The following is a 21,683-nucleotide window of genomic DNA, read 5'->3' as shown; positions in this document are numbered from 1 at the left end:
CGGATTTTGAATTCGGGAATCGGACCGGGCCGCACCTGGAGGCTGGCCTCCAGGCAGGGGAGCGCTACGGCGTTTCGGGCATCGGGGAGAGCACCTCCCGTGCCCGAGGCTCGGGCGAGTCCAGGTCCACCTGGGCCACGCGGCTCAGGCGGTCCGCGTTGACGCGGGCCTGGACATAACGCGGGGACAGTCGGGTGGCGGTGGCGTACGCGGCGCGGGCCTCTTCCTTGCGGCCCAGCCGCTCCCACGCCACGCCGAGGTTGTTGTGCACGTAGGCCACGTTCGGCAGCAGCTCCGCGGCTTGCGTGAGCACCTCGGCCGCCTTCGCGTTCTCTCCCGCGCGCAGGTACGCGAAGCCCAGGTTGTTGAGCGCGTAGCCATGCTCGGGGTCCAGGTGCACGGCCTGCTGGAAGCGGAGGATGGCCGACGCCAGCTCCCCGCCCACCAGGTGCGCGCGGCCGAGCACCTGGTATGCCTCCGCGTCCTCCGGAGCGCGCAGCACCGCCTCCTCGCCCACGCGCACCGCCTCCCCGTGGCGCCCCAGGGACACGAGCAGTCGGGCCTGCTGGATGAGGGCCCCCGCGTCCTCGGGCACCAGGCTTCCCAGCCGCGCGTACGCCAGCAGCGCGACGTCGGACTGGCCCTGGAGGCGGGCGAGCCGGGCGGCCAGCGTCAGCGCGTCCGTGTCGGCCGGGTCGTCATGCAGCGCGCGACGCACCTCGGTGAGGGCGCCGGACACGTCGCCCAGCTCGCGCAGGGAGCGCGCGCGGCCCAGGTGGTCCACGCGTCGACCGTGCTCGTGGGTGAGCGCCAGGACATCCTCGGGCGCCGGGCGGGGAGGCTGCCCGACGGTGGGGCTCGGGCCTTCCGGCGGGGCGAGGGGAATGGGGAGGGGAGCCTCGGTGAAGCCCTGGACCGCCTCAGGGCCCGTGCCCGCGTCGCGGGTGCGCGCCGCGTGCTGGTCGGCGAGGGCGAGCCACGGGCGCCACGTGGCCGGCAGGGGCACGTCGCTCCACGCGGCCAGGCCGAGCGCGGCGAGGCAGGTGGGCAGCAGGGACTTCTTCAGCGCGGGGGGCAGGGTGAAACCCAGGGTGCGGCGGGTGGCCTTCCTCGTCCTCGGGCTCATGGCGACCTCGACTCCAGGCGGGGCGTCCGAGAAGGACGCTCCGGGCGGACACCTGTGGGCGTCCTCCCACCCGGGGCTATTGCGATGGCCGTGCCAGGGGCCTGCCCCGAGGGCATGAGACAGGGTGTGTCCCTGGGGCCGCACGCGAGGGGAAAACCGTGGCGGGGGCGTGGGTGTCGTGCGACGGTGCCCGCGATGAAAATCGCCACCTGGAACGTGAACTCGGTGAGGGCCCGTCAGGAGCGGCTGCTCGAGTGGCTGAAGAGCGCGCAGCCGGACATCCTCTGCCTTCAGGAGCTGAAGTGCACGGAGGACGACTTCCCGATGGAGGCCGTGCGCGACGCCGGCTACCACGCGGCGGTCCACGGGCAGAAGACCTACAACGGCGTGGCCATCCTCGCGAAGGAGGAGCCACGCGACGTGGTGAAGGGGCTGTCGGACGGCGTGGATGACACGCATGCGCGCCTCATCGCCGCGACGGTGGCCGGCATCCGCGTGGTGAGCGCGTACGCGCCCAATGGCCAGACGGTGGACTCGCCCCAGTACGAGTACAAGCTCGAGTGGTACGGACGCCTGCGGCGCTACCTGGACACGCGGCACAAGCCCGACGAGGCGCTGGTGCTCGGCGGCGACTGGAACGTGGCGCCCGAGGACATCGACACCTACGACCCGAAGCTGTGGGAGGGCCAGACGCTCTTCACGCTGAAGGAGCGGGATGCGCTCCAGCGGCTGCGCGCGTTCGGACTGACGGATGCGTACCGGAAGCTGTACCCGGACACGCAGCGCTTCTCGTGGTGGGACTACCGGATGCTCGGCTTCCCGAAGAACCTGGGGCTGCGCATCGACCACCTCTACGTGTCGGCGCCGCTGGTGCCCAGGCTGACGGGCTCGGACACGGACCGCGAGGCGCGCAAGGGCAAGCAGCCCTCGGACCATGCGCCGGTGTGGTTGGAACTGCGGGACTGAAGTGGGGAGGACAGCCGTGATTCAGCTGCGATGGCCGATGGTGTGCGTGGGGCTGGGGATGTTCCTCGTAGGCTGTGCGTCCGCGGGCAAGCCGCCCGAGGCCGCGGAGGCGCACGAGCCCGTGCCCGCGCACCAGTCCTTCACGCTCGAGTCCGCGAAGCTGAAGGAGGTCCGCCACATCGCCGTCTACACGCCTCCTGGCTACGACGCGGCGAAGGACATGCGCTTCCCGGTGCTCTACATGCCCGACGGTGGGCTCAAGGAGGACTTCCCGCACGTCGCCTCCGCCGTGGATGCGGCCATTCGCGCGGGCGAGCTGCGGCCGCTGCTCGTGGTGGGCGTCGAGAACACGGTGCGGCGGCGCGACATGACGGGACCCACCACGGTGGCCACCGACAAGGAGGCCGCGCCAATCTCGGGAGGCTCGGACGCGTTCCGGGCGTTCTTTCGCGACGAGCTGATGCCGGAGGTCCGCCAGCGCTATCGCGTGACGGAGGAGCGGGCCATCATCGGGGAATCGCTCGCAGGACTGTTCATCGTGGAGACGTTCTTCCTGGAGCCGGAGCTGTTCGGCACGTACCTGGCGCTGAGCCCCAGCATCTGGTGGAACGCGGAGTCGCTGGTGCGTCAGGCGGGTGAGCGACTCACGGCGCGCTCGGACCTGAAGGCCGCGCTGTACGTGTCCTCCGCGAACGAGGTGGATGACATCGTCCCCGCCGTCGAGCGGCTGCGCGAGGTCCTCCGGGTGAGCGCGCCCGCGGGCTTGAAGTGGGAGGTCGAGCCTCGGCCGGACCTCCGCCACGACAACATCTACCGGTCCACCGCGCCGGCTTTGCTGCGCAAGTGGCTGCCTCCAGTGGCCGCCGAGACCGCGCGGTAGGCACGTCGTCGCGGGGACCGCCGAGAGCGCCCCGCCTTCACGCCCGGCCTGGATTAGAGTCGGCGCCCCATGCCCGTCATCCGACTCGACTGTACGAAGTGCGACCGGACGTTTGCGCCGGGCGCCGTGCTGAACCTGTGCACGTCCTGCAGCGCTCCCCTCTTCGCGCGCTACGACCTGGAGCGCGCGGCGAAGACGCTTCGGCCCGAGGCCCTGGCGACGCGGGAGCGCTCCATGTGGCGCTATCACGAGGTGATGCCCGTGGAGGACCCCGCGCAGCGGCTCAGCCTGGGCGAAGGCTACACGCCGCTGCTCCATGCGCCGCGCCTGTCGGAGTGGCTGGGGCTGAAGCGCGTCATGGTGAAGGACGAGGGCGGAAATCCCACCGGCTCGTTCAAGGCGCGCGGCCTGTCGGCGGCGGTGTCCATGGCGAAGGTGCTGGGGGCGAAGGCGGTGTGCCTGCCCTCCGCGGGCAACGCCGGGAGCGCGCTGGCGGCCTATGCGGCGCGGGGTGGCCTGGAGGCGCATGTCTTCGTGCCCAAGGACATCGCGAGCCTCTTCCTCATGGAGACCCGTGCCTACGGCGCGCACGTCGAGACGGTGGACGGCCTCATCACCGACGCGGGCAGGGTGTGCGCCAGCCTCGCGCGTGAGCATGGCTGGTACGAGTGCGCCACGCTGAAGGAGCCCTACCGCGTGGAGGGCAAGAAGACGATGGGCTACGAGCTGGCGGAGCAACTGGATTGGACGCTGCCGGACGTCATCCTCTACCCGACGGGCGGAGGCACCGGACTCATCGGCATGTGGAAGGCGTTCGAGGAGATGGAGACCATGGGGCTCATCGGCTCGAAGCGTCCCCGGATGGTCGCGGTGCAGGCGGAGGGCTGCGCGCCCATCGTGAAGGCGCATGCGGAAGGTCAGCCGGATGCGCCCATGTGGCCCGGGGCGACGACGCACGCGCACGGCCTTCGCGTGCCGAAGGCGCTGGGCGACTTCCTCATCCTCCGCGCCGTGAAGGCCAGCGGAGGGACGGCCATCTCCGTCACCGAGGAGGAAATCGTGCAGGGCACGAAGGAGCTCGCGGCCTCCGAGGGACTCTTCGCGGCGCCCGAGGGCGGGGCCTGCGTGGCCGCGCTGCGCAAGCTCCAGTCCGCGGGCCAGGTGGCGCCGGACGAGTCGGTGGTGGTCTTCAACACGGGCACGGGCTTCAAGTACGTGGAGAACATGGCCCCGCTCTGGTGAGCGCGGCCACGAGCCCCGTCGACAGCGGCGTCGCCTCCTTCGTCGAGGTGCGCCGCGATTCCCAAGCGGGCCTCGCGACAAGGTGCGGTGCGTCAAGCCTGGCCGAGTCCCTCAAGAGGCAACAAGTCGCACCTGAATCGCGGTGTGGCGCCCATGATGAGCGACGCGCTCGATGCGCCACTCGAACGGCGAGCACCCGTGCAGGAAGCGCCGCGGGTGGCCCAAGATGGGGAGTGCGCTCAATAGAAGCCACACTCGACTCGTGACGCGCCACGGGTGCGCCTCGAACGGTGAGGAGTCTCCCTTGAATCATGTCCCGCGCCGCCTGCTGAGAGCCGCACCCCGCGATGTTTCCTCCAGCGCGAGCAGTCCCTCGCCCGGAGAGCCCGCCCTCCTGTGTGAGGGCACCGGCCGCGCGAAGGTGCGCCGGGAGGTTCGGGGGGACTCGGGGCGGCGGGTGCGTGTCTTCGTGGGTGGAGTACTGGCCCTGTGCCTCACCCACTGCGCGACCTCACCCACGGCCTCGCGCACGGCCCCACCGCCACAGGTCCCTGAAACGCCCACCGTGGCCTCGGATGGCCGCGTGCACGCCCGACCCCATGCGGCGACCACCGAGCCAGGGCCGCTGGGGCTGCATCCGCTGGGCCTTGGTGGCGCGCGGGACGGACTGCTCTACGTGCCTCGCTCCTATCGTCCGGAGCAGCCCGCGGCGCTGATGCTGGTGTTGCACGGCGCGAGGGGAAACGCGGGACAGATGCTGGAGGCGATGCAGGCGTTCGCGGAGGCCGAAGGCCTCATCCTGTTGATACCGGAGTCGCGAGGCGTGACGTGGGACCACAAGCTGGCCACCCCGGGCGCGGACCTGGCATTCCTCGACCGGGCCCTGGCCCATGTCTTCGCGCGCTATGCCGTGGCGAAGGAACGTCTCTCCGTCGCGGGCTTCTCGGATGGGGCGTCGTATGCGCTGGCGCTCGGCATCCTCAACGGAGACCTGTTCCCGCGCATCCTCGCCTTCTCACCCGGGTTCGTTCACGCGGCGGAGCCTCGAGGCGTGCCGCGCGTCTTCATCTCCCACGGGGACAAGGACGCGGTGCTCCCCGTCGAGCAGGCGGGCCGGCGCATCGTCGCCGAGCTGGGTGCCGCGGGCTTCGACGTGCGCTACCACGAGTTCGCGGGCGGCCACTCCCTTCCCGCAGACGTCCTCCGCGTCGCCGCGCAATGGCTTCGCGAGACGACCGCGCCCGTGAGCGCGGAGTGACTCACGGGCGGGGCTTCCGTTCAGCTCACAGCCACTTCGGACGAACCCAGTCCAGGAGGCCATCCTTGGCGCGCTTGAAGGGCTCCGTCACGTTGTCCCAGACCTCCTTGCCCGCGTCCTTCACGCCGTCGACAACCTTGTCCTTGAGCTCCTTCAACTCCCCCGTGGCCTTGGAGAAGTCCCAGTTCGGGTCGCCCTTGCCCTCGCGCAGTTGCTTCACCGCGTCGTCGAGGTAGGCAGTGTGGTCCTTGCCGCCTTCGCCGACGAACGGGCGCTTGCCGTCGAAGTAGCCCTGTTTGACGGCGTCCTGGATGATCTCGCCCTGCTGCTCGGGGTTGAGGTCTCCCCACTTCTTGCCGGACTTGATGCCCTCTTCCCAGTTGTAGCCCTGCCCCGCGCTCTGGGCGACCAGGGCCTTGGCCGCGTAGTCCGCGCCATGGTTCTGGTATTGCCAGACGTGGGTGGCCTCGTGGGTGAGGAGGTCCTTGGAGGGCGGGAAGTTGGACGAGCCGTCCTGCTTCGTCGGGTTGACGAGAATCTTGTTCCCCACCGTGAAGGCGGGCGTGTAGCGCGTGAGGTTGTCGAAGAGCGCGGCCGGGCCGTTGACCACGCTGACCTTGTCCAGGTCCACGCTGTCGCCGAAGACGCCCTTCAAGTCCTTCTTCTGCGCGTCCGTCAGCGCCTGACCCTCGACCTTGTCGGCCGCATCCTGGACCTTCTTGAGGAGCTCCTTGCCGGGGATGGGCACGGAGGGAATGAAGTCATCCACGATGTTCCGGGTCACCGCCTGCGCCACCGGCTTCGCCTGCGGCTTGGGCGCTACTTCTTCCTCGGGCCGGCGGTAGACAGGCTGACGCTTCTCGATACGAACAGGGGCCATTGCGTGACTCCTCTTGGGGAGGGGGGCTGAGTCATTTGAATTGTCTGAAGTTGCCTCCGCTTTGTTTCCTCAAATTGTGAGATGTGTGAGTCCATGACGACGCCACCGCCCGAGTCCCTCCCTTTTCCGGAGAGTCTCTGCCATCGCTGCGCGGCGCCCCCGCGCTATGTCCAGACGCGGACCTCCGTCTTCATCATGTGCCCGCTGTTGCCCGGGAAGTATCCGCCGCAGCCGGTGCGGGCTTGCGCGCTCTTCCGCCCCGCGGAATCCAATCCCAGTTGAAATGGATGAGGGCAACGGAGGGAGCAAGCCCTCGTTGTCGCGGGCAGGTGGGCGAGGAGGGTAATTGCGAGTGCTTCCGGCCGTCCCCAACTGTGGCGCGCAGTCCAGTCACTGGGAGGAGGGACTTGATGGTCGCCAGGAAGAGCACGCGCGCCTCGACGCGCACCCGTACGATGACGCCCCGGAAGAAGCGGACCGTTTCCCGCACGAGCCGCGCCAAGCCGCGTCGTGTCAATGCGACGAGTCGGCGCCGCGTGGGGGCCCGAGTCACCACGGCCAGCAGCAGGTACACGCGGCCCGCGCTGAGGGAGCGCATCAAGAAGCGCCTCATGGCGGGCACCCGAGGCGGACGCGCGGGCCAGTGGAGCGCTCGCAAGGCGCAGCTTCTGGCGACGGAGTACGAGAAGGCCGGGGGCGGCTATCGCGGCCGGAAGACGGGCACCCAGAAGTCGATGGTGGCGTGGACCCGCGAGGCGTGGGGGACTCGGACCGGCGGCACACGTGCGCGTCGCGGGGCCACCACCGCTCGCTACCTGCCGAAGGAGGCGTGGGGCCGGCTCAGCGCGCGGCAGAAGCAGGCAACGGACCGCCGCAAGCGGATGGCGTCGCGTCGCGGGCAACAGTACGTGGCGAACACGCCTGCCGCGCGTCGCGCTCGCAAGATGGCGTCACGGCGATGACGCCCAGGAGTCCCGCCGTGGGGTGATGCACGGCGGGCTCCCGGTCTGGCAGCAGCGCCACGAGGTTCCCTGGTAACGCCACCCGAGGCGAAGGGCGCGGTGCCACTTGGGGAGGTGGCGTGTTGGCTTCTCTCCACTTGTCCTCCGAGCGGCCGTGTTGTTCGCGGACGTGGAGCCTCAGGCCGCCTCGGGTGAGGAGGGCTGGAAGTTCGGCGCGACGATTCGGGCGAGCTGGGGCATCCGGCCGTGCTTGCACTCCAGGAGGAACGCGTGGAGCGACTCCGCGGAGAGGCCGTGCAGCATGAGGCGGAAGCCCGCGCGCAGCGTCGTCAGGGGCACCATGGGGTGGCGGTTGTTCACCAGCGCGACGAGTCCCGGTGCCTGGAGCAGCGTGGCCACGTAGATGGCGATGGTCTCGTCCAGTTGCAGGGAGTTGCTCGCGCGCCAGAAGTCCCGGTCGGTGAGGAACAGTTGGTAGATGGGGGTGAAGACCTCAATCGCTGACTGGAGGTCGAGGAAGTTCGTCCACCGGTCGGGCAGCTCCTCCAGGGGGAACTCGTCCGACACGCCGCTGAAGTCCAGCCGCGTGGGAGGGATGAGCGTCTTGCCCTGGTCTCTGAGCGCGCGGTTCAGGCGGATGACGAAGTTGAAGAGGTTGAGGTCGTGGTTGAGGAAGATCTCATCCTTGACGTGCTCCAGGTTCGTCGGACGGATGGGGCTGGTGGGGACGTTCAGCTCCTTCGTGTTCCGGGCGATGAAGTCGAGAATCTCCGAGCCCACGTGGAAGTGACGCAGGATGAGGAAGTTCGCCTCGGGGCTGACCCAGACGCGCAGGCCCCAGGCGAGCAGCCGGTGCAGCCACTTCGACGAGGTGAAGCGGTTGGGGATGAAGATCTTCATCACCTGGAAGAGGACGATGTACATCCGGGCGAGTGGCCGGACGACGGGCAGCAGGAACTGTCGCGAGCGCGAGCGCTGGTCCACGAGCAGGGCCGCCTTGGTGCGCTCATGCATGGGCAGGCTGCGGTCCAGGAACAGCGCCACCCAGGGGTCCGGGTCCCTCGGGTCATGCGGTTGATTGTTCAGCAGCTCGATGGGGTCCATGGTGTGCCTCTCGCAAGGAGCTTAGCGGCTGGGCAGCTCGCGGAAGATGAGACCGTCGAGACCCAGCCTGCTGACTGTCTCCCTGAAATGCTCAGTGCCGATGACCATGGAGGCGAAGTTCCCCACGCGAAACAGGTCCAGCTCGGACGGGAGTGAAGCCGCGTCGAGGATGGGGTCCTCGGGGCGACTGAATCCATGTCGCCCGCAGGTGGGGCAGGGTGGAGGTACCTCTGGGGGAATGCAGTCAGGATGAAGTCGACCGTGTGGTTCGACCTGTAGCTCGAGGAGGTCCGGTCCGTTCTTGCTTCGGAAGCGCAGTTCGGTGGGGCAACCGAGCAAGCCACGCACCCGTTCCGCGACCAGCGCATCAAGGACCTCGCGCTGCACGAGAGGCTTGAGCCCCGCCACCCAGGAGATGCGAGCGAACTGGCCGCTGGCCCTGCCCGTCAGCGGTCCGAAGCCTGTTCCGGGGGGCAGCAATGCATGCGGCGGCGCAAGGGGGCGCACCAATTCTCGCAGTCGAGCGAACTCGGGGATTGGCTCGGGCCTGGCCCTCTCGAACTCCCGATGCTCTGGCAGTCGCGAGAGGTCAACGGCGGGGTACTCGTATCCCACGTCACTCCAGTTGGCGCCGCAGTCGTGGCAGCTCACGCCGGGCAGGGCCCACTTGTGCCAGCCGTCCACGTCTCCGCTGTACTTCGCCCTCAGCGCTTTGTCCTCGCGCACCCAGAAGAAACGCCTCATCCGTCTTCACGCTCCCGGGCGGGAATAGTAGGGCTGGATGGGGCCGCCGACGAGGTCGAACCGATGAATGAGCTCCCCCGCGTGCTTGAAGATCTCCGGAGGAGCGGCTCGTGGGTTCTGCTCCTTGAAGTCACGCCACGCATCGTTCCACGCGCCCCCTCCACGCCTCAGACATTCCCCAGCTCCTCCAGCTGAAGCAGGTACAGGCGCGCTGTCACCTTCGCGGTCTTCACGATGCGCGCGGCCAGCTCCGGAGTGAGGATGCCCGAGCCGAGCGCTCCGTCCAGTCTGTCCAGGTGCGTGGCGTCGTTGTCGCCGTGGTAGAGGAAGAAGCGCACCTGCTCGTCTTCCAGCGAGAGCTGCTCCCGGATGGCCATGCCCCAGCGCCGCGCCACGCGACTGCCCAGGCCCTCGATGATGAACATCGCGCCCAGCAGGTCGAACGGATTCTCCTGGCTGGCGCGGTGGAACATCCACGCTGACAAGGCCTCACTGCCGATGTTCTTAGGCGCGCGGGTGATGGCCTCGTGCGTGCCCCCGACCGACACGTAGTGCCGCTCCAGCATCTCGTAGTCCCGATGCTCATCCCGCGCGTGGCGGATGAAGGACGAGCGCAGCGCCAGATGCTCGGCGGTGATGCTCGACGCCGCGCGGGCAATCCAGCGCGAGCCCTCCACCACCTGCTGCCGCATGTTGATGAGCAGCTCGCGGTAGTCCTCCACCGTGAAGACGCCACGTGACAGCTTGTCGAGCACCGGCACACGCTGGAGCTTCGCCTCGAAGTCCACCCAGACACGCGTCAGCTCGCGCACCAGCTTCTCTCGGACCGGGTCTCCACCCTCCTTCGGACTCAGGGGCAACGGCCCCAGCTCCTCGGTGGCTCCCTTCGCCGGTGTCTCGGGGCCCGACACGATGTTCTGCGTGTTGGCCGCCGGAGTCGTGACGCCCACGTCGGGGACGACGGCTCGGCCCGGAGCAACGACAGTGAGCAGCGCATAGCAGGCGATGAAGCCGCCGCTCTCCGGGACCATGCAGAAGATGCGCTGACCCGGGCGCACGCGGCCCTCGTTCACCAGCTCCTCCAGCATGAGGAAAATGGACGCGCAGCCGGTGTTTCCGCGCGTGGAGAGGTTGGTGAACCACCGCTCCTCGGGGATGCGCACGCCGCCCCGCTCCAGCAGCTTGACGATGGGCTGCTTGAAGAAGTGCGAGGAGTAGTGGATGCAGAACCAGTCCACCTCGTCCGGCTTGAGCCGGCCCTGGTCCATCAACGCGAAGAACCCATCCACGCCCAGCCCTACCAGCGACTCCAGCCGGCGGATGTCCTGCTTGATGTTGAAGGCCCCCGACGCGGCGGCCTCGGCGAACGTGGGCGAGTCAATCCACCCCGGCCCGAAGCCTCCATCGGCACCTCGGTTCGCTCCCACGTACATGCCCAGCTCGTGCCGGTTCGCATGGGAACGGATGTCCATCCACTCCACCTTGAGGCTGGGCCGGGTGGGGTGCGGTCGGTCCTGCACCACCGCGGCGCCCGCGCCGTCGGAGAGCATCCAGCGCAGGAACTCCGCCTCGAACGGCACGGTGTCCTCACCCGTGACTTCCTCGTAGTGGCTGGCCTTCAGCAGCCGGCTCACCAATTCGCTGGCGCAGACGACGGCGCGTCGAGCCTCTCCGCTGGCGACCTGGAGGGTGGCCGCCCGCAGTGCCTGCATACCGCTGGAGCAGATGCCATGAAGCGAGGCCACCTCGCACGCGGGCCCGCCCAGCGCACGGTGCACCTGGCTGGCGAAGCCGGGCAGCACCAGGTCCGCCTGCGTGGTCGCGGTGACAAGCAGGTCCATCTCCCCCAGGGAAATGGGCGAGCGCGACAGCGCATCATGGATGGCGTGGACCGCCAGGTCCCAGTTCCTGAACAGGCTGCGCTGCTCGCGGTCGATGGCGTAGTGGCGCTGGGTGATGCCGTTCTGCGACAGGACGCGGGCCCGGGCCCGGGAGGGACGTCCTCGGACCTTGCCGAGATAGTCCTCCATCTGCTCGTTGGAGATGGGCTCGCCCGGCAGGAACTTGCCGAGGCTCGTGATGAAGGCGTCGTGGGGCATGGCCGGACCATATGTCGTCATGCCACGGGAGTCCCTGGGGCTCCTCCTGTGCTGGGCAGGTGGCGCTTCAGGTCAGCCGGGACTTGAGCCGCGCCGCATATCGACGGCTCATGGAGAGCGGCGCCTCCGCGCCCCGGACGTGGACGCGAAAGCCCTCGTCGCCTTCGCTCTCCACGCGCTCCACGCAGCCCAGGTTGATGATGGTGCCCCGGTGGATGCGGACGAAGTGCTTCTCCGGCAGCCGCGCTTCCCACTCCGAGAGCGGGCGGGGGAGCAGATGGCGCTGGCCGTCACGCGTCACCAGCTCCGAGTAGTCCCCGGCGCTGCACACGGCCGAGAGGTCCGAGACTTGAATGAAGCGCACCCGGCGCTCCCCGGACAGGAAGAGGTGGTCATCGAGCGCCAGCGGCCGAGGCGCTTCCACCGGTGTCGCGGGCATCGCGCGTTGGAGCACCCGGTCCACCGTGGCGCGCAGGCGCTGCGGGTGCACGGGCTTGAGCAGGTAGTCCAGGGCGTTGACCTCGAAGGCTCGCAGCGCGTGCGCGTCGTAGGCGGTGACAAAGACGACCTGGGCCCGGACCTCCACGCGCGACAGCAGGTCGAAGCCCGAGGCGCCCGGCATCTGCACGTCGAGGAAGAGCACGTCGGGGTCCAGCTCCGCGATGCGCTGCGCGGCCTCGTCCGCGTCCGCCGCTTCGCCCACCACCTCCAGCTCCGGGTGGGGCTTGAGCAGCTTGCGCAGTTCGTTGCGCGCCAGTCGCTCGTCATCCACCAGCAGCACTCCGAGCTTCGCGCTCATGCCGCCTCCCGCCGTGCCAGCTCCACATGAAGGGAGGCCTTCACCCAGCCGCCATCCGCGCCCACGGTGAAGCGATGCCGGCCCGGGTACGCGTGCTCCAGTCGCTCGCGGACATTGGCAAGGCCGGTGCCGGTGCTCTCGGGCCGAGACGTCGGCTCGCGCCATGAACCGGTGTTGGCCACCTCGACCTCCAGCGTGTCGCCCTGTCGCGAAGCTCGGATGCGCAGCTCCAGCGGTCCCTTCTGACTGTCGAGTCCGTGCTTCACCGCGTTCTCCACCAGGGGGTGAATCAGGAAGCCCGGCAGCCGTGCCTCTTCCGCGCCGGGCCCCACGTCGAACGTGACGCGCAGCCGTTCCTCGAAGCGGATGCGCTGAATCTCCAGGTAGCTGCGAATCGCGCGCAGCTCCTCTCCGAGCGGCACCTCCCGCTCTCGCGTCTCCAACAGTGAGTAGCGGAAGAAGTCGGCCAGCTCCGTGATCATCTGCCTCGCGCGTCCGGGCTCCTCGTCCACGAGCGCGCGGATGGAGTTGAGCGCGTTGAAGAGGAAGTGGGGGTTCACTTGATAGCGAAGCATCTGCCAGCGTGCCTCGGTGGCGAGCGACAGGGCTCGCAGCGCGCGCTCCCGCTCCGCCTCCAGGTCGAGCCGGTAGGCATTGCCCAGGAACAGCGCGCTCCACGCCAGGAGGACGATGGTGCAGTTGAGCACATCGTGAGTGAAGGCCGGATGGAACACGGGGACCAGCCCGAAGCTCCAGCGCAACAGCCCCAGCCACACCACGGCCAGCAGCGAAGAGAGCGTCAGGCCCACCGTGCCCAGCACCCAGGCCGGTGCGCGCCGCGCCCACAGCCGTGAGAGCACCCTCGCCATCGTCAAGCTGATGCCCAGGCCCAGCAGGGAGCGCACCAGCTTCAGTCCGATGACGAAGAGGTGCTCCTTCGTGCCGCCATGCTCCAGGTTGGGGATGGACAGGACATAGCCGGCGAGCGCGTACGCCCCCCAGCCCCAGAGCTGGACCTTCCAGAACCGAGCACCAAGCCGCATGCTCGGGGTTCTAGCGCTTCTGGATGTGAACCACCTTGTTGATGATCTTCCAGGCGCCGTCGGTCTTGATGACGGTGAGGTAGTCCGTCATGAACGCGTCGGGGTGGTCGAGCTCGACCTTGGCGACGCCCACGTCACCGGTGACGTCCAGGCTGACCAATCGGCGCTTGCGCTTCGCTTCGTCCGCGGCGGGCTTCCCATTCACGCCCGCGAGGTACTCGGCGGTGGTCTTCCTCACGAGCGCTCCATCCCGGTTGAGGAACATCTTCATCTCGTCGTGCATGGCCTCCCGGAAGGGGGCCACCTGTCCGGTGGCGTGGCCTTTCAGATAGAGCTCCACGGCGCGTCGCGCGCCAGCCTCGTCTTCCGAAGGGGCGGGCGTGCCGAGCGCGCTGCCCGAGGCGAGTACCGCTCCCACGATGACCGAGCCCACGGCGACCGCGTTCCTGAGGTGCTGCTTCATGGGGTGTCTCCTGTTTGCGTCGAGGTGTCGGCGACAGGGGTAACGGAGACTCGCCTGTCCGCACAGCGCGCTTCTTCCAACGGCGTCAGACACCGCTGGACGGTGCTGGCAGGCGACGAGCGGCGCGCCAGGAGCCGCCGGTTCCCACGAAAAGCGCACCGAGAAATCCCGATTTATGTCTCCTACCTGCCAGACAGGCGGGCAGCGGGGAGCGGTACGCCTGCTTCTCGGAGCCCTGGTGGTGGAGGTGTTTCGCATAGAGTGCTGCCGCCCGAGCAGGTCGCCCCGGTTGCGACGGTTCGGGATGGTGGCGCATCGGAACATGAGGACGGGAGACGCATGGACTGCGACTGGCTCATCATCGGCTCGGGCTTTGGCGGCAGTGTCAGCGCGCTGCGGTTGACCGAGAAGGGCTACCGCGTGGTGATGCTGGAGAAGGGCCAGCGTCTGCTCGCCGCCGACTTCCCGAAGACGAACTGGGACCTGAAGCGCTGGTTGTGGATGCCCCAGCTCGGCTGGCGCGGCCTGTTCAAGATGACGTTCTTCCGCCACGTCACCGTGCTGTCCGGCGTGGGGGTGGGCGGAGGCTCGCTCGTCTACGCGAACACGCTGCCCGTTCCGAAGGATGACTTCTTCGAGGCCACCTCGTGGGGGCACCTCGCGAACTGGAAGGAGGAGCTGTCCGGGCACTACCGCACCGCGCGACGGATGCTCGGCGCCACGCTCAATCCGCTCACCACGGTGCCGGACCGCGTGCTCGAGGAGGTGGGCAAGGACATCGGCCGGCAGGGCTTCGAGCCCGCCACCGTGGCGGTCTACTTCGGCGAGCCGGGCGTCACCGTGAAGGACCCCTACTTCGGAGGCGAGGGCCCGGAGCGCACCGGCTGCATCGCCTGCGGCGGCTGCATGCTCGGCTGTCGCCACGGCGCGAAGAACACGCTGGACCGGAACTACCTCCACCTCGCGGAGAAGCGCGGCCTCACCCTGCACGCCGATACCGAGGCGACGTGGGTGCGCCCGCTGCCGGAGGGTGGCTACGAGGTGGAGGCGCGCCAGGGCACCGGCCTGTTCTCCCGGAAGACGCTGCGCTTCACCGCGCGCAACGTCGTCTTCGCCGGGGGCGTGCTGGGCACCGTGGACCTGCTGCTGCGCTTGAAGGAGCGTCCGGACGGACTGCCCCGGCTGTCGGAGCGACTGGGTGACAGCGTGCGCACCAACTCCGAGGCGCTGGTGGGCATCGTGAGCGGGCACAAGGACCAGGACCTCTCGAAGGGCATCGCCATCGGCTCCATCCTGCACACCGACGAGCGCTCGCACCTGGAGCCGGTGCGCTACTCGGCGGGCTCGGGATTCTTCCGCCTGCTGATGGCGCCGCAGGTGCGCGGGACGACGATGCTCACGCGTGTGGCGCGGCTCTTCGCGCTGCTCGCGCGGCATCCATTGCGCTTCCTCAAGGCCTGGTTTGTTCCGGACTTCGCGCGGCGGACGATGATTCTCCTCTACATGCGCACGCTGGAAGGTCACCTGCGCATGCGGCGCGCGAGAGGGCTGACCACCGGCCTGCGCAGGGGCCTCACCACGGGCCTCCAGTCCGGCCCCGCGCCGACCTCCAACATGCCGGAGGCGTTCGACCTGGCGAAGCGCGTGTCCGACAAGCTCGACGGCTATCCCATGACGATGGTGAGCGAGACGGTGCTGGGCATCCCCACCACCGCGCACATCCTGGGTGGCTGCTGCATGGGAGACTCGGCGGAGACGGGCGTCATCGACCATCGCCACCGCGTCTTCGGCTACGAGGGCCTGTACGTGGTGGATGGCTCGGCCATCTCCGCCAATCCGGGCGTCAACCCTTCGCTCACCATCACCGCGCTCGCCGAGCGCGCGATGACGTTCATCCCAGCCGCGCACGCAGGCGACGAAGTGAAGAGGACCGTGTCGCCGGGTGTGTCGGAGACGGCGCCGCAGCTCACGCGCTGAGTTTGGGTTCAATCCCGGCAGTACACGCGGACGACAGCGCCGTCGATGGAGTGACGGCGCCGACCTCCCGCAACTGATGCGCTGACGACGGCTACAGGCGGACCTGGAGCTCGTAGCGGCGGTTCTTCGCCTTCTTCGCTTCGGTGTTGTCCGGCTTCACCAGGGGGCGATCCGCGCCCAGCCCCACGGCGGTGATTTCGCTCCGGGAGATGCCTCGGGCGACCAGCTCCTTGACGATGGCCTCCGCGCGCTGCTCGCTGAGCTGCTTGTTCTTCGCGGCGTCACCCGTCGAGTCGGTATGGCCAGAGACCTCGAACTTGTAGGTCTTCACTCCCGCGGCGGTGAGCTGCTTCTTGGCGTCGACGAGGGCGTTGGCGAGCTTCTTGAGCTTCGCGTCGCAGCCGGGGGCCAGCTCCGCGGTGCCCGTCTTGAAGCTGCACTGGTTCTTCTTCGCCTCGTCCGTCAGCTTGGTGTTGACCTTCTTCTCGACGGTGGACTTGCCCGCGTCGCCCGCGGCCTTCTTGATGGAATCGAAGGGGCTCTGCGCGGCGGCCACGCTCGGGACGGCCAGCAGCGACACGGCGATGCACAACGCCTTGAGCTTCATACGTGGGACTCCTTGGGTTCCAATGGGGAAGGGAACCGGGGACGCAGGCTGCCCAGGGAGTCCTCTCCCGTCCAGCACCACGATGCCTCCCGACCGGTGGAGCCGCCGCCCGCCTGCCGGGGTGGGAGGGAGTACCCTCGGGCTGGAGGTCCCGGGAAAACTTGCCTCGGCGTGTGGGCGGAGCAGCATGGACACCCGGAGTCCTTCCACGCAGCGACAGTGAGGCATCCGTGGGCAGCGGCAGTCGGACGGAGCGGTGGCGGCAGTTCCTCTCGGGGCACCGGGTGGGCTCGGACGTGAAGCCGGTGGAGGCGTTGGTGGAGAAGGCGCCCACCAGCTACGAGCATCTCCCGTTGGACGAGCGCACGCCGTACGACGTGGACTACGACCGCATCGTCTTCTCCAGCGAGTTTCGTTGCCTGCATGACAAGACGCAGGTCTTCCCCCTCTCGTCGAGCGACTACACGCGCACGCGGCTGACCCACAGCATCGAGGCGTCCTGCGTGGGGCGCTCGCTGGGCCAGCTCGCGGGCCGGGGACTGAAGATGCAGGACGTGAAGGTGGAGCCCTCGCACCTGGGCACCATCGTCGCCGCGGCGTGCCTGGCGCACGACATCGGCAATCCGCCCTTCGGCCACTCCGGCGAGGCGGCCATCCAGCACTGGGTGGAGCAGCGGCTCACGGCCCCGGGAAGCGCGCCTTCAAACCGCCCGAGCCCCTTCGGTTCTCGGGAGGAGTGGAAGGACCTGGAGAGCTTCGAGGGCAACGCGCAGGGCTTCCGAATCCTCAACCGGCTCCAGTCGCGCGAGCGGCGGGGCGGGCTGCGCTACACGGCGGCGACGCTGGGCGCGATGAGCAAGTACCCGCGCCCGTCCGTCCTCCCTGGCGGCCGCGAGCCGGTGAAGGGGCGCGTGTCGGAGAAGAAGTTCGGTTACTTCCAGGACGACCGTGTGCTGGCGCTGGAGGCCTATCGCGCCGCGGGCCTGCGAGAGCGCGAGGAGGGCGTCTTCTCCCGGCACCCGTTGGCCTTCCTCGTCGAGGCGGCGGACGACATCTGCTACGCGGTCATCGACCTGGAGGACTCCGCGAAGCTCGGCCTGATTCCGACAAAGGACGCCTGCGAGCTGCTGGACAAGGTGCTGCCGTCACCGGTGAAGGGCGAGGTCCGGCCGCCTCCGGCGCACCCGGAGACGCGGATGGCCCAGGCGCGGGCTCGGGCGATTGGCGTGCTCATCCAGGCGTGTGTGCGCGTGTTCCTGGAGCACGTGGAGGCGATGGAGGCGGGGGAGTGGGAGACGCCACTGGTCTCCGCGCGGGACGAGGTCCGCGTGCCGCTGAAGGTCATCAAGGAGCTGACGCGGCGCCAGGGCTACGAGAGCGAGCGCGTGCTGCAAATCGAGAGCGCGGGCTTCAAGACACTGGGCGGCCTGCTCGACATGTTCGCGGGGGCGGTGGTGACGGACACGCCCAATCGCGAGGAGAAGAAGCTGCGACAGCTTCTCCCCCTGGAGCTGTTTCAGCGGCCAGACAATCCGCTGAAGAGCGAGGACATCGGTGAGGCGCTCGCGAGGTTGTCCATGTACCAGCGGCTCCTGTGCGTCACGGACTACATCTCCGGGATGACGGACGGCTTCGCGGTGGAGCTGTACCAGCGGTTGTCCGGCATCAAGCTGCCGACCTAGCGGCGCCCTCGCCGTGCCTCAGGCGTGCAAGTCCTCCGAGCGTGCCCCCGCGCGGCGCTCACGTCCGCGCTGCTCCAACTGGGAGAGCGAGTTGTCGATGGCCAGGATGTTGCCCGACGGGTCCTTGAACCACGCGGACTTGATGTCCCCCATGGTGGCGATTCCATTGCGCGTCTGGATGCCCATCTCCGGAATGTCGTAGTCCTCGAGCTTCACGCCGGCGCTCCGCAAGCCGTCCACCGTCGCCTCCACGTCCTCCACGGCGAATGAGCACGCGGTCGCGGTGGAGCCGGAGGGCGTCGAGCGCTCATAGAGCAACAGGTAGGAATCCCCGCTCGAGCGGAACATGGCCGCGCCTTCCTCTCCCAGCTCCGACACTTCTTCCAACCCCAGCACTTCGCTGTAGAACCGCCGGGCCGTCTTCAGGTCCGTCACCGCCAGGGTGGGCACCGCCTTCGTTCGTCCAAGTCCCATGGGCCTCGAGCCTCCTTCCGGGACAGGTGGGCACCAGGCGCGAGGCTCGCAAGCGATACCCCCGCCCGAGCCCCGGCTCTCCGAGGTGGCGAGGGAGGTGCGTCTCTCGGGTACCCCTGGCGCGACGTCGACGTAGGCCCCTCCTGGGGGCTCCGCTACACTCGGCGGCATCGTGACACCGCTGGAAGAAGAGACGCCGGCCTCCCCATGGCGGCGATGGCTGAGTCAGGTCGCGGTGTGGACCGTGCCCGGGACGCTCTCCGCGCTGGAGACGTACTTCTTCAGCCTGTCGAGCCCCAAGCCGCTGGAGCCTTGGCGCGCCTTCGTGTCACAGCTGCCAGCCTGGTACGTGTGGGTGCCCGCCACGCCCATCGTCTTCCACCTCGCGCGCAGGTGGCGGCTGGGGCGGCCCTTTCGTGCGCGCGCCTGGGCGAGCCACCTGTTGGCCTGCCTGGGCGTGGGGTGTCTCTTCGCGCTCGTGTACACCGCCTTTCAGCGCGCCTTCGTGCCAGCGATGGGCGCGGGTGGGCCTTCCTTCGCGATGATGCTGCTGCGCTACTCGCTGGGCTGGCTGCCGATGATGGCGATGACCTACGCGGCGGTGGTCGGTGTAGCGCAGTCGCTTGCCTCCCAGCAGAGGGCTCGGGAGAAGGAGCGTCAGGCCGCGGCGCTGGCCATCGAGCTCGCCGAAGCCCGGCTCCAGGCCCTCCAGGTCCAGCTCCATCCGCACTTCCTGTTCAACACCCTCAACGCCATCGTCGTCCTGGTGCGCGCGCAGGAGACGGACACGGCCGCGAGGATGCTCGTGCTGCTCGGTGACATCCTGCGCGGGTTGTTGAAGCAGGGCGCCACGCAAGAGGTCTCGCTGCGAGAAGAGGTGGCGGTGCTGTCGCGCTATCTGGAAATCCAGCAGCTTCGCTTCCAGGACCGCTTGCGCGTCGACTGGGACGTGGACGATGCCCTCCTGGACGCGCGGGTGCCGCACCTGGTGCTCCAGCCGCTGGTGGAGAACGCCATCCGCCACGGGGTCTCCGCGCGCACGGCGGCGGGCGTGCTGCGCATCCGTGCGCGTCGCCAGGGAGACGCGTTGTCGCTCGAGGTGGAGGACGACGGGCCGGGGCTCCCGGCTGGCTTCGACCTGGAGCGCAGCCCGGGCATCGGCCTGTCCAACACGCGGGCACGCTTGTCGCAGCTCTATGGCGACGCGGGGCGTGTCGTCGTGGCTCCACCGAGGGAGGGCGTGGGCACGGTGGCCACCGTCACGCTGCCCTTCCACGCTGTCGTCACGGCGTCCGAGGCGGGAGCCGCGCGTGGCTGAGCTGAGCGTCCTGCTGGTGGACGATGAGCCGCTGGCCCGGCGGGGACTGCGACAGGCGCTGAGCCGACACGCGGACGTGACGGTGTGTGGCGAGTGTCGTGACGGACGCGAGGCGGTGGCCGCCATCCACTCGCTGCGGCCTCACCTGGTGTTGCTCGACGTGCAGATGCCGGAGCTGGATGGCTTCGGCGTCATCCGGGAAGTGGGCGCGGCGCGGATGCCCGCGGTCATCTTCGTCACCGCATACGACACCTTCGCCGTCCGCGCGTTCGACATGCACGCGGTGGACTACCTGGTGAAGCCCTTCGCGGACGAGCGCTTCGACGAGGCGCTGCACCGGGCCCGGCAGCGACTGCGGCAGGGCGAAGCGGTGGAGCTGGGGCGGAAGCTCGCGGCCCTGCTGGCGGACGCGGCGGGCCCCGCTGTTCCCGCGCAGGGGACAGGGGCTGCCGGGCCACCCCCTTCGGAGCCCGCGCGTCCGGGCGAGCCCATGGAGCGGTTGCTGGTGAAGGTGGGCACGCGCTCGGTGCTGGTGCCGGTGGCGGACATCGACTGGATTGGGGCCGACGACTACTGCGTCACGTTGCACGTCGGGGACCGGGAGCATGTGCTGCGAGAGAGCCTCGCGGCCCTGGAGTCCAGGCTGGACGCGGAGCGTTTCGTGCGCATCCATCGCTCGGTCATCGTCAACGTGGGGCGCATCCGTGAGCTGCACCACGACTCGCCCACGGAGACGGTGGTGGTGCTGAGCACTGGCCAGAGGCTGCGGGTGAGCCGCACTCGCAAGGACGTGCTGGAGCGCAGGCTCGGCCGGGCCCGCTGAGCGGACCCTTCACGCGAACGCTGGCGGCATTCTTCCAGGGCAACAGGGGAGGGTGGCCATTCAGTCTCCGAAGCGGGCGCGGCGACAGGTGAACCCATCGACCTGTCCGCCGCGATGGCACCCCGGTGACCTGCCTGGGGCGACGTCAAACGTCGGCGACACGCACCACGAGCTTGCCGAAGTTGCGTCCCTGGAGCAGGCCGATGAGCGCCGTCGGCGCGTTCTCCAGGCCGTCGACCACGTCCTCACGCAGCTTCACCTGTCCGGCGGCGACCCACTCGCCCATGTCGCGGAAGAAGGCGTCGAAGCGGTCGGCGTAGTGGTCGAGGATGACCAGGCCCTGCACGGTGATGCGCTTCTGCAACACGGCCTTCATCACCCCAGGCAGCAGGTTCGGCCCCGCCGGCGGCGTCTCTTCGTTGTAGTGCGAAATCAAACCGCACACCGGCACGCGCGCGCCGACGTTGAGCAGTGGCAGCACCGCCTCGAACACCGCGCCGCCGACGTTCTCGAAATAGATGTCGATGCCGTTCGGGCAGGCGGCCGCGAGGTGTTCGGCCAGCCGAGGGTCTCTGCGGTCGAGGCAGACGTCGAAGCCGAGCTCCTCGACCGCGTAGCGGCACTTGTCCGCGCCGCCGGCGATGCCGACCACGCGCGCGCCCTTGAGCCGGGCGAGCTGCCCGACCACCGCGCCGACCCCGCCGGATGCGGCGGCCACGACCACGGTTTCGCCCCGCTGGGGGCGGCCGATGTCGAGCAGGCCCACGTAGGCGGTGAACGCGGGCATGCCGAGCACGCCCAGCGCCAGTGACGGCTGCGTCAGCGCGCCGAGCGGGACCATGTCTTGCCCGTCCGACAGCGCGTAGTCCTGCCAGCCCGCTCTGCCGAGCACCAGGTCACCGGCGCGGAATCGCGGATGCCTGGACGCGACGACGCGGTTGACCGTGCCGCCCGCCATGGGGTCACCCAGCGGCACCGAGGGCGCGTAGACCGGAGGGATTTCGTCCATCACCTGGCGCATGTACGGGTCGAGCGACAGGTACAGCGTGCGCAGCAGCACCTGTCCTTCGGCGGGCGTCGGTACGGCGACTTCGTCGAGACGGAAGTCCCGGGGCGTCGGCGACCCGCGTGGACGCGCGGCGAGGACGACACGGCGATTGACGGCGGCATCTGGCTTCATGGGCTTGCTCCTGGGGTGTGGGGAGACGTTCTGCTGGAGCGCTCTGGCGCCGCCGC

21 protein-coding genes and 1 pseudogene are annotated in these 21,683 nt (G+C 69.1%); 10 read left to right on the top strand and 12 right to left on the bottom strand.

What is annotated here, in order from left to right; all coding sequences use genetic code 11:
• Positions 1-64: 64 nt before the first annotated feature.
• Positions 65-1,126 (bottom strand): tetratricopeptide repeat protein, encoded by a 1,062-nt coding sequence (locus HUA76_RS15470; protein ID WP_174461312.1) that lies wholly within the window; start codon positions 1,124-1,126, stop codon positions 65-67.
• Between the two features lie 195 nt (positions 1,127-1,321).
• On the opposite strand from HUA76_RS15470, the gene xth reads away from it, so the two are divergent.
• The 4 genes from xth to HUA76_RS15450 all read left to right on the top strand — a co-directional run bounded on the left by xth (position 1,322) and on the right by HUA76_RS15450 (position 5,472).
• Positions 1,322-2,092: an exodeoxyribonuclease III gene (xth, locus tag HUA76_RS15465; protein WP_141645701.1), complete on the top strand. Its 771-nt coding sequence runs from the start codon at positions 1,322-1,324 to the stop codon at positions 2,090-2,092.
• Positions 2,093-2,129: 37 nt separating this feature from the next.
• Complete coding sequence (locus HUA76_RS15460; protein ID WP_174461623.1) at positions 2,130-2,972, top strand: alpha/beta hydrolase-fold protein; 843 nt, start codon at positions 2,130-2,132, stop codon at positions 2,970-2,972.
• Between the two features lie 69 nt (positions 2,973-3,041).
• Positions 3,042-4,214 carry a threonine synthase gene (locus HUA76_RS15455; protein WP_174461311.1) on the top strand — a complete coding sequence of 391 codons (1,173 nt, stop codon included), beginning with the start codon at positions 3,042-3,044 and terminating at the stop codon, positions 4,212-4,214.
• 304 nt (positions 4,215-4,518) lie between these two features.
• Complete coding sequence (locus tag HUA76_RS15450) at positions 4,519-5,472, top strand: alpha/beta hydrolase (protein WP_217439730.1); 954 nt, start codon at positions 4,519-4,521, stop codon at positions 5,470-5,472.
• A 25-nt stretch (positions 5,473-5,497) separates the two neighbouring features.
• Here the strand turns inward: HUA76_RS15450 and HUA76_RS15445 are convergent, their stop codons facing one another.
• Positions 5,498-6,352, bottom strand: a complete 855-nt coding sequence (locus tag HUA76_RS15445) for a DUF4157 domain-containing protein (RefSeq protein ID WP_174461310.1) — start codon at positions 6,350-6,352, stop codon at positions 5,498-5,500.
• 93 nt (positions 6,353-6,445) lie between these two features.
• Here HUA76_RS15445 and HUA76_RS46445 point away from each other — a divergent pair, with 93 nt between their 5' ends.
• Complete coding sequence (locus tag HUA76_RS46445; RefSeq protein ID WP_174461309.1) at positions 6,446-6,634, top strand: hypothetical protein; 189 nt, start codon at positions 6,446-6,448, stop codon at positions 6,632-6,634.
• Between the two features lie 128 nt (positions 6,635-6,762).
• Complete coding sequence (locus HUA76_RS15435; RefSeq protein ID WP_141645705.1) at positions 6,763-7,314, top strand: hypothetical protein; 552 nt, start codon at positions 6,763-6,765, stop codon at positions 7,312-7,314.
• Between the two features lie 177 nt (positions 7,315-7,491).
• Here the strand turns inward: HUA76_RS15435 and HUA76_RS15430 are convergent, their stop codons facing one another.
• The 7 genes and pseudogenes from HUA76_RS15430 to HUA76_RS15400 form a co-directional block, all read right to left on the bottom strand.
• Positions 7,492-8,418 (bottom strand): hypothetical protein, encoded by a 927-nt coding sequence (locus tag HUA76_RS15430; protein WP_174461308.1) that lies wholly within the window; start codon positions 8,416-8,418, stop codon positions 7,492-7,494.
• Positions 8,419-8,439: 21 nt separating this feature from the next.
• Positions 8,440-9,162, bottom strand: a complete 723-nt coding sequence (locus tag HUA76_RS15425; protein ID WP_174461307.1) for a double-CXXCG motif protein — start codon at positions 9,160-9,162, stop codon at positions 8,440-8,442.
• A gap of 6 nt (positions 9,163-9,168) precedes the next feature.
• Positions 9,169-9,321 (bottom strand): annotated as a pseudogene (locus HUA76_RS15420) (DUF2380 domain-containing protein); the annotation flags it as partial.
• An 8-nt stretch (positions 9,322-9,329) separates the two neighbouring features.
• Positions 9,330-11,261 carry a 3-oxoacyl-[acyl-carrier-protein] synthase III C-terminal domain-containing protein gene (locus HUA76_RS15415; protein WP_174461621.1) on the bottom strand — a complete coding sequence of 644 codons (1,932 nt, stop codon included), beginning with the start codon at positions 11,259-11,261 and terminating at the stop codon, positions 9,330-9,332.
• Between the two features lie 67 nt (positions 11,262-11,328).
• Positions 11,329-12,060, bottom strand: coding sequence for a LytTR family DNA-binding domain-containing protein (locus HUA76_RS15410; RefSeq protein WP_174461306.1), 732 nt, complete (start codon positions 12,058-12,060; stop codon positions 11,329-11,331).
• The gene (locus HUA76_RS15405) at positions 12,057-13,103 is read right to left on the bottom strand and encodes a sensor histidine kinase (RefSeq protein WP_174461305.1); all 1,047 of its coding nucleotides are present in this window, start codon (positions 13,101-13,103) and stop codon (positions 12,057-12,059) included. Before HUA76_RS15405 ends, HUA76_RS15410 begins: the two co-directional genes overlap by 4 nt.
• Positions 13,104-13,113: 10 nt before the next feature.
• Positions 13,114-13,566 carry a nuclear transport factor 2 family protein gene (locus HUA76_RS15400; RefSeq protein ID WP_174453421.1) on the bottom strand — a complete coding sequence of 151 codons (453 nt, stop codon included), beginning with the start codon at positions 13,564-13,566 and terminating at the stop codon, positions 13,114-13,116.
• A 339-nt stretch (positions 13,567-13,905) separates the two neighbouring features.
• Between HUA76_RS15400 and HUA76_RS15395 the strand changes: the two genes are divergently transcribed.
• Entirely contained in the window at positions 13,906-15,543 is a 1,638-nt protein-coding gene (locus HUA76_RS15395; protein WP_141645710.1) for a GMC family oxidoreductase, read from the top strand.
• Positions 15,544-15,634: 91 nt separating this feature from the next.
• Here HUA76_RS15395 and HUA76_RS15390 read toward each other — a convergent pair whose 3' ends face one another.
• Positions 15,635-16,150: an OmpA family protein gene (locus tag HUA76_RS15390; protein ID WP_141645711.1), complete on the bottom strand. Its 516-nt coding sequence runs from the start codon at positions 16,148-16,150 to the stop codon at positions 15,635-15,637.
• 230 nt (positions 16,151-16,380) lie between these two features.
• Here HUA76_RS15390 and dgt point away from each other — a divergent pair, with 230 nt between their 5' ends.
• Entirely contained in the window at positions 16,381-17,832 is a 1,452-nt protein-coding gene (gene dgt / locus HUA76_RS15385; RefSeq protein ID WP_371817188.1) for a dGTP triphosphohydrolase, read from the top strand.
• Between the two features lie 18 nt (positions 17,833-17,850).
• Here the strand turns inward: dgt and HUA76_RS15380 are convergent, their stop codons facing one another.
• Positions 17,851-18,306 (bottom strand): VOC family protein, encoded by a 456-nt coding sequence (locus HUA76_RS15380; protein WP_174461304.1) that lies wholly within the window; start codon positions 18,304-18,306, stop codon positions 17,851-17,853.
• Between the two features lie 172 nt (positions 18,307-18,478).
• Between HUA76_RS15380 and HUA76_RS15375 the strand changes: the two genes are divergently transcribed.
• The gene (locus HUA76_RS15375; RefSeq protein ID WP_174461303.1) at positions 18,479-19,624 is read left to right on the top strand and encodes a histidine kinase; all 1,146 of its coding nucleotides are present in this window, start codon (positions 18,479-18,481) and stop codon (positions 19,622-19,624) included.
• Positions 19,617-20,447, top strand: a complete 831-nt coding sequence (locus HUA76_RS46285) for a response regulator (protein ID WP_174453425.1) — start codon at positions 19,617-19,619, stop codon at positions 20,445-20,447. Before HUA76_RS15375 ends, HUA76_RS46285 begins: the two co-directional genes overlap by 8 nt.
• Positions 20,448-20,592: 145 nt before the next feature.
• Here the strand turns inward: HUA76_RS46285 and HUA76_RS15365 are convergent, their stop codons facing one another.
• The gene (locus HUA76_RS15365) at positions 20,593-21,627 is read right to left on the bottom strand and encodes an NADP-dependent oxidoreductase (protein ID WP_174461302.1); all 1,035 of its coding nucleotides are present in this window, start codon (positions 21,625-21,627) and stop codon (positions 20,593-20,595) included.
• Positions 21,628-21,683 lie beyond the last annotated feature (56 nt).

Source organism: Myxococcus sp. CA056, from assembly GCF_013336715.1.
Lineage (GTDB): Bacteria > Myxococcota > Myxococcia > Myxococcales > Myxococcaceae > Myxococcus > Myxococcus llanfairpwllgwyngyllgogerychwyrndrobwllllantysiliogogogochensis.
Note: the sequence above shows the minus strand (reverse complement) of the source record. Positions and strands in the feature narration are given on the sequence as shown.

Excerpts from the sequence above, each read along its gene's own strand:
- HUA76_RS15470 (WP_174461312.1), bottom strand. The coding sequence starts at position 1,126 with ATGAGCCCGAGGACGAGGAAGGCCACCCGCCGCACCCTGGGTTTCACC.
- xth (WP_141645701.1), top strand. The coding sequence starts at position 1,322 with ATGAAAATCGCCACCTGGAACGTGAACTCGGTGAGGGCCCGTCAGGAG.
- HUA76_RS15460 (WP_174461623.1), top strand. The coding sequence starts at position 2,130 with ATGGTGTGCGTGGGGCTGGGGATGTTCCTCGTAGGCTGTGCGTCCGCG.
- HUA76_RS15455 (WP_174461311.1), top strand. The coding sequence starts at position 3,042 with ATGCCCGTCATCCGACTCGACTGTACGAAGTGCGACCGGACGTTTGCG.
- HUA76_RS15445 (WP_174461310.1), bottom strand. The coding sequence starts at position 6,352 with ATGGCCCCTGTTCGTATCGAGAAGCGTCAGCCTGTCTACCGCCGGCCC.
- HUA76_RS46445 (WP_174461309.1), top strand. The coding sequence starts at position 6,446 with ATGACGACGCCACCGCCCGAGTCCCTCCCTTTTCCGGAGAGTCTCTGC.
- HUA76_RS15435 (WP_141645705.1), top strand. The coding sequence starts at position 6,763 with ATGGTCGCCAGGAAGAGCACGCGCGCCTCGACGCGCACCCGTACGATG.
- HUA76_RS15430 (WP_174461308.1), bottom strand. The coding sequence starts at position 8,418 with ATGGACCCCATCGAGCTGCTGAACAATCAACCGCATGACCCGAGGGAC.
- HUA76_RS15425 (WP_174461307.1), bottom strand. The coding sequence starts at position 9,162 with ATGAGGCGTTTCTTCTGGGTGCGCGAGGACAAAGCGCTGAGGGCGAAG.
- HUA76_RS15415 (WP_174461621.1), bottom strand. The coding sequence starts at position 11,261 with ATGCCCCACGACGCCTTCATCACGAGCCTCGGCAAGTTCCTGCCGGGC.
- HUA76_RS15410 (WP_174461306.1), bottom strand. The coding sequence starts at position 12,060 with ATGAGCGCGAAGCTCGGAGTGCTGCTGGTGGATGACGAGCGACTGGCG.
- HUA76_RS15405 (WP_174461305.1), bottom strand. The coding sequence starts at position 13,103 with ATGCGGCTTGGTGCTCGGTTCTGGAAGGTCCAGCTCTGGGGCTGGGGG.
- HUA76_RS15400 (WP_174453421.1), bottom strand. The coding sequence starts at position 13,566 with ATGAAGCAGCACCTCAGGAACGCGGTCGCCGTGGGCTCGGTCATCGTG.
- HUA76_RS15395 (WP_141645710.1), top strand. The coding sequence starts at position 13,906 with ATGGACTGCGACTGGCTCATCATCGGCTCGGGCTTTGGCGGCAGTGTC.
- HUA76_RS15390 (WP_141645711.1), bottom strand. The coding sequence starts at position 16,150 with ATGAAGCTCAAGGCGTTGTGCATCGCCGTGTCGCTGCTGGCCGTCCCG.
- HUA76_RS15380 (WP_174461304.1), bottom strand. The coding sequence starts at position 18,306 with ATGGGACTTGGACGAACGAAGGCGGTGCCCACCCTGGCGGTGACGGAC.
- HUA76_RS15365 (WP_174461302.1), bottom strand. The coding sequence starts at position 21,627 with ATGAAGCCAGATGCCGCCGTCAATCGCCGTGTCGTCCTCGCCGCGCGT.